The following is a 5509-nucleotide window of genomic DNA, read 5'->3' as shown; positions in this document are numbered from 1 at the left end:
ATCGTCTCGAACGTCGAGGGCAACGCGCCCGAAGGCGTCGATCCGGTCGATGTCCTGATGGCCGCCCTGCCCGCCGGCACCCTGTCGGGCGCGCCCAAGGTGCGGGCCATGGAGATCATCGACGAGCTGGAAGTCGAAAAGCGCGGCATCGGCTATGCCGGCGCCGTTGGCTATTTCGGCGCGGACGGCTCGGTCGACACCTGCATCGTGCTGCGCACGGCGCTGGTCAAGGACGGCATGATGTACGTGCAGGCCGGCGGCGGCATCGTCGCCGACAGTGATCCGGACGGCGAATACGACGAGACCCTGCACAAGTCCCGCGCCCTCAAGCGCGCGGCCGAGGAAGCCTGGCGATTCAGCTGAGCCTTAGGGCTGCTTCTCCCAGCTGGGACTAGTCGCCGAGCCGGTCTTGCGGCAGGTGCTGGGTGACGACTGGCGGCGCCAGAACCATCACCGTGGCGAAGCTGATCGCGCAGAAGGCGGCGAAGGCCGCCGCGGCCAGCACCGGCGCCAGCTTCTGGACGCGCGTCTTGGGTCGCAGCAGAGCGCGGACATAGGCGACGGCGACAGGGTCCAAGGCGGAATCACGCGGGTCCATCCCCATATGATGCTCCAGACCGCGTCCGCTGTAACCGTAACTGAAAGCCGCAGGCGAAATTGGCGCTACACATTGCTTTCGCCCGCGCCACAGGTCTTTGGATGATCATCCAAAAGACCTGCGCCTGCTTAGAACCTGGAGCGCGTTCGAGCGGCGAAACCGCTTACACTTTCGCCTAACGCGCTCTAGAACCGACCTCCGAAAGGCGGCGTCATGATCCTCGTCATCGATAACTACGACAGCTTCACCTACAACCTCGTCCACTATCTGAACGAGCTGGGCGCGGAGACCGAGGTCTACCGCAACGACGCCCTGACGGTGCAGGAGGCCCTGGCCCTGAAGCCCGCCGCCGTGCTGCTGTCGCCCGGCCCCAAGGCTCCGGACCAGGCGGGCATCTGCCTGCCGCTGCTGCGCGCCGCGCCGGAAGACCTGCCGATTCTGGGCGTCTGCCTGGGCCACCAGGCCATCGGCCAAGCCTATGGCGGCGAAGTGATCCGCGCCAAGCAGGTCATGCACGGCAAGGTCAGCAAGGTCCGCCATAACGACAAGGGCATCTTCAAGGGCCTGCCCAACCCGTTCACCGCCACCCGCTATCACAGCCTGGCCGTCCGCAAGGAAGACCTGCCGCCCGAGCTGGAGGTCACCGCCTGGACCGACGACGGCGAGATCATGGGCGTGCAGCACAAGACCCGGCCTGTGTTTGGCGTGCAGTTCCACCCGGAATCGATCGCCACCGAGGGCGGCCACCAAATGCTCGCTAACTTCATGGACCTGGCGGGCGTCCAGCGCGACGCGGCGGTCTGGGTCTAGGTCCGCCGCCATGTCCGACGCTTTCAAGCCTTTGCTGGCCAAGCTGGCCGACGGCCAGACCCTGGGCGAAGAGGACGCCGAGGTCTTCTTCGCCGCGTGCCTGCGCGGCGAGCCGACGCCGGCCCAGGTCGCCGCTGCGGTCACCGCCATGCGCCTGCGCGGCGAGACGGTCGGCGAGATCGCCGCCTGCGCCCGCGCCATGCGCCGCGCCGCCGTGCATCTCGATCACCCCTATGAGGTCATCGACGTCTGCGGCACCGGCGGCGACGGCCTCCACACCCTGAACATCTCGACCGCCGTCGGCTTCGTCGCTGCGGGCGGCGGGCTGAAGGTCGCCAAGCACGGCAACCGCGCCATCACCTCCAAGTCCGGCACCGCCGACGTGCTGACCGCCCTGGGCGTCAACATCGACGCCACGCGCGCGCAGCAGCGCCGGGCGCTGGACGAGGCCGGCATCTGCTTCCTGTTCGCCCAGGCCCACCACGGCGCGATGCGACACGTCTCGCCGATCCGCCAGGAGCTGGGCTTCCGGACGATCTTCAACCTCTTGGGCCCGCTGACCAATCCGGCCGGCGCCAAGCGGCAGGTGGTCGGCGTCTCCGCGCCGCGCTTCGTCGAGCCGATCGCCAAGGCCCTGGGCGCCCTGGGCGCCGAGCGCGCCTGGTCCGTCCACGGATCGGGCCTCGACGAACTGACCACGACGGGCGAGACGGACGTGGCCGAATGGCGCGACGGGGTCGTGCGCCTGTTCAAGATCACACCCGAGGCCGTCGGCCTGCCGCGCGCCTCGCTCTCGGACATCACTGGCGGCGATCCCGCGTTCAACGCCGCCGCCCTGACCCGCCTGTTCGACGGCGAGAAGGGCCCCTATCGCGACATCGTGCTGCTGAACGCCGCCGCCGCTTTCCTGGTCGCCGACAAGGTCGAGACCCTGGTCGAAGGCATTGAGCTGGCCGCCGACGTCATCGACGAGGGCCGCGCCCGCGCCGCCCTGGACGGCCTGGTGGCCGCCACCAATACGGAAGTCCCTGCGTGACCGATATCCTCGCCAAGATCGCCGCCTACAAGCGCGAGGACGTCGCCGGCCGCAAGGCCGCGCGCTCGCAGGCCGACGTCGACGCCGCCGCCAAGGCCGCCTCGGCCCCGCGCGGCTTCAAGGCGGCGCTGGAGGCGCATCACGCGCCCGGCAAGCTGTCGCTGATCGCCGAGATCAAGAAGGCCTCGCCGTCCAAGGGCCTGATCCGCGAGGACTTCGATCCGCCCGTCCTGGCCAAGGCCTACGAACTCGGCGGCGCGGCCTGTCTGTCGGTGCTCACAGACGGCCCCAGCTTCCAGGGCGCGGACGAGTATCTGGCGGCCGCCCGCACGGCGACCGCCCTGCCCTGCATCCGCAAGGACTTCCTGGTGGATCCTTGGCAGGTGGCCGAGAGCCGCGCCCTCGGCGCCGATGCGATCCTGGTCATCCTGGCGATGATCGACGACGTCCTGGCGGCTGAACTGATGTCGGAAGCAAAGCGCCTGGGCATGGACGCCCTGGTCGAGGTCCACGACGAGGCCGAGATGGCCCGCGCCGGCGTGCTGGGCTCGGATCTCGTCGGAATCAACAACCGCGACCTGAAGAGCTTCGTCGTCGATCTGGCCGTGACCGAGCGTCTGTCCAACCAGGCTCCGAAAGGCTCACTGCTCGTCACCGAGAGCGGCGTCTTCACCCACGCCGACGTGGTGCGGATGGAGGCGACCGGCGCCAAGGCCATGCTGGTCGGTGAAAGCCTTATGCGTCACGCCGACGTCGCGACGGCCACGAAAGCGCTGATCGGCTGACGGGGACGCCGTCTGGCGTTTTTTCCCATAGCCGATCAAACTCCCATCAAAGAAGCCGTCCCGGACGGTCACGACGCTACGCGAGGAAACGCGAATGCACTGGGTCGCCCGTGTGGTGAATTGGTCCCTCGTCGCCTTCTTCAAGCTCGAGGGTTGGAAGATCGAGGGTTCGGCCCCGACCACCACCCGCAAGTTCGTGATCATCGCCGCGCCCCACACCAGCAACTGGGATTTCGTCTACTTCCTTGGCGCGGCGGACGCCCTGAACCTCAAGCTCAGCTTCATGGGCAAGGCCTCGCTGTTTCGCTGGCCGTTCGAGAGGCTGATGAAGGATCTGGGCGGCGTGCCGATCGACCGATCCCAGTCGCGTGACACGGTCCAGGCCATGGCTGACGAGTTCGCCCGTCGCGACGAATTCATGCTGACGATCGCGCCCGAGGGGACGCGCGGCAAGGCCGGCGGTTGGAAAACCGGCTTCTATAACATCGCCCTGAAGGCCGGGGTGCCTCTGGTGCCGGGGTTCATGGACTACGAGCGCAAGGTGGTCGGCCTGGGACCGGCGATGATCCCCAGCGGCGACTATGAAAAGGACCTGGCGGTGCTGGCGGCGTTCTATGCGCCGGTCACCCCCAAGCATCCCGAGCTCAAGACTATTCCATAGGCTAGCGTCCTCCCGCGCGTCCGCCTGGTTGGCGGGGGCCTGATCGCTCGCTACGGTCCGCGCCGCTCTTCTGTGAAAGGAATCGGATGCGGGGTCTTCTGTCCAGGCTGCGGCGCGCCCTGTCGCCGGTCTCCGCGGCGTCGCCATCGACAGAGACCGTCGGCGCACCGCAAGAACTCTGGCATCTGGTAGGCGCGGCCGACGCGGACTACGTCCGCGTGGGGCTCGAGTTCAAGCGGCTGTTCATCGAAGCCGGCCTGCAACCCCACCACGCCATCCTGGACGTGGGCTGCGGCATCGGCCGCGCCGCCGCCCCGCTGGTCGACTATCTGGATGAGAACGGCCGCTACGCCGGCTTCGACGTCATGGCCCAGGCCATCGACTGGTGCAAAGCCAACATCGCCGTCGACGACCCGCGCTTCGCCTTCGTCCACGCCGACATGCATAGCGATCGGTACAATCCGGGCGGCTCCCAACCGGCCAGCGCCTATGTCTTTCCCTATCCTGACGCCAGTTTCGACTATGTCTGGCTGGGCTCGGTTTTCACCCATCTGCTGGCCGCCGATCAGATACAGTTCGCCCGCGAGATCGCCCGGGTCTTGAAGCCCGGCGGAATCAGTATCGTCTCGTGGTACCTGATCGACGACGAGGCTCGCGCCAATACTGGAAACGGCCAGATCGCCTTCGACATGGTTCATCCGCTGGACGGCTGTTGGACCGCCACGCCCGAACTGCCGGAGTCGGTGATCGGCTACGACATCGAACCGATCCTCGCCCAGTACGATGATCTGGGCCTTGACGTGCTGAACCGGGCGCTGGGCGTCTGGCGCCGCCAACCCCTGCAGGATCAGGACATCATCGTGGCCCGCAAACGCGCCTGAAAGCTCTCATTAAGCTTTTGATTCTGAGCGAGATTTACCACACCTCGCGAGCTAGGCTTTGATTTTGCAAAGCTTTTCACGCTGCTCACGCCTCGACTTGACTTTAACCCGGAACGCCTAGAGAACATTCTCCAAGGTTTGCGGTTTGTTCCGCGCTCCAGCCGAGGTCGACATGCTCACCCGCAAGCAGCACGAACTGCTGATGTTCATCCACGAGCGGATCAAGGAGACCGGCGTCTCCCCGTCCTTCGACGAGATGAAGGAGGCGCTCGACCTGGCGTCGAAGTCCGGCATCCACCGCCTGATCACGGCGCTGGAGGAACGCGGCTTCATCCGCCGCCTGGCCCACCGGGCCCGGGCGCTGGAAGTGGTGAAGCTGCCGCAACAGGCCACGACCGCCGCCCCGCCCAAGGGCAGGAGCGCTTTCCGTCCGCAAGTGTTCGAAGGCGGCGGCGCGCCGCCCGCCTCCGCGCCCGCTGCGGCCGCCAATGACAGCCGCGAACTGCCGATCCTGGGCCGCATCGCCGCCGGCACGCCGATCGACGCCATCCAGCACGAGCGCGAGCGCCTGCCAGTGCCGGAAGCCATGCTGGGCAACGGCGAGCACTATGTCCTCGAGGTCCAGGGGGACTCGATGATCGAGGCCGGCATCCTCGACGGCGACTACGTCATCATCAAGAAGGGCGACACCGCCACCTCGGGCGAGATCGTCGTCGCCCTGGTCGGCGAGGAAGCCAC

Annotated in this window: 8 protein-coding genes; 7 read left to right on the top strand and 1 reads right to left on the bottom strand. The window is 67.2% G+C overall.

What is annotated here, in order from left to right; all coding sequences use genetic code 11:
* Positions 1 to 363, top strand: a 363-nt coding sequence (locus tag Q0379_RS05500) for a chorismate-binding protein (RefSeq protein WP_299005383.1), incomplete at its 5' end; no start/stop codon positions are given.
* Positions 364 to 391: 28 nt separating this feature from the next.
* Here the strand turns inward: Q0379_RS05500 and Q0379_RS05495 are convergent.
* Complete coding sequence (locus tag Q0379_RS05495; RefSeq protein ID WP_299005381.1) at positions 392 to 598, bottom strand: hypothetical protein; 207 nt, start codon at positions 596 to 598, stop codon at positions 392 to 394.
* 213 nt (positions 599 to 811) lie between these two features.
* Here Q0379_RS05495 and Q0379_RS05490 point away from each other — a divergent pair, with 213 nt between their 5' ends.
* The 6 genes from Q0379_RS05490 to lexA form a co-directional block, all read left to right on the top strand.
* Complete coding sequence (locus tag Q0379_RS05490; RefSeq protein ID WP_299005378.1) at positions 812 to 1408, top strand: aminodeoxychorismate/anthranilate synthase component II; 597 nt, start codon at positions 812 to 814, stop codon at positions 1406 to 1408.
* A gap of 10 nt (positions 1409 to 1418) precedes the next feature.
* On the top strand, positions 1419 to 2444 hold the full coding sequence (gene trpD, locus Q0379_RS05485; RefSeq protein WP_299005374.1) for an anthranilate phosphoribosyltransferase: 1026 nt from the start codon (positions 1419 to 1421) through the stop codon (positions 2442 to 2444).
* A complete protein-coding gene (trpC, locus tag Q0379_RS05480) occupies positions 2441 to 3229 on the top strand; it encodes an indole-3-glycerol phosphate synthase TrpC (protein WP_299005372.1) in 789 nt (262 codons plus the stop codon). Before trpD ends, trpC begins: the two co-directional genes overlap by 4 nt.
* Positions 3230 to 3323: 94 nt before the next feature.
* Entirely contained in the window at positions 3324 to 3890 is a 567-nt protein-coding gene (locus Q0379_RS05475; RefSeq protein ID WP_299005370.1) for a lysophospholipid acyltransferase family protein, read from the top strand.
* A gap of 86 nt (positions 3891 to 3976) precedes the next feature.
* Positions 3977 to 4771: a class I SAM-dependent methyltransferase gene (locus Q0379_RS05470; protein WP_299005368.1), complete on the top strand. Its 795-nt coding sequence runs from the start codon at positions 3977 to 3979 to the stop codon at positions 4769 to 4771.
* A gap of 172 nt (positions 4772 to 4943) precedes the next feature.
* A partial coding sequence (gene lexA / locus Q0379_RS05465; protein ID WP_299005385.1) for a transcriptional repressor LexA occupies positions 4944 to 5509 on the top strand: 566 nt, incomplete at its 3' end.

It is taken from the genome of uncultured Caulobacter sp. (genome assembly GCF_937900395.1).
Taxonomy (GTDB): domain Bacteria; phylum Pseudomonadota; class Alphaproteobacteria; order Caulobacterales; family Caulobacteraceae; genus Caulobacter.
Note: the sequence above shows the minus strand (reverse complement) of the source record. Positions and strands in the feature narration are given on the sequence as shown.

Excerpts from the sequence above, each read along its gene's own strand:
- Q0379_RS05470 (WP_299005368.1), top strand. The coding sequence starts at position 3,977 with ATGCGGGGTCTTCTGTCCAGGCTGCGGCGCGCCCTGTCGCCGGTCTCC.
- trpD (WP_299005374.1), top strand. The coding sequence starts at position 1,419 with ATGTCCGACGCTTTCAAGCCTTTGCTGGCCAAGCTGGCCGACGGCCAG.
- Q0379_RS05490 (WP_299005378.1), top strand. The coding sequence starts at position 812 with ATGATCCTCGTCATCGATAACTACGACAGCTTCACCTACAACCTCGTC.
- Q0379_RS05495 (WP_299005381.1), bottom strand. The coding sequence starts at position 598 with ATGGACCCGCGTGATTCCGCCTTGGACCCTGTCGCCGTCGCCTATGTC.
- Q0379_RS05475 (WP_299005370.1), top strand. The coding sequence starts at position 3,324 with ATGCACTGGGTCGCCCGTGTGGTGAATTGGTCCCTCGTCGCCTTCTTC.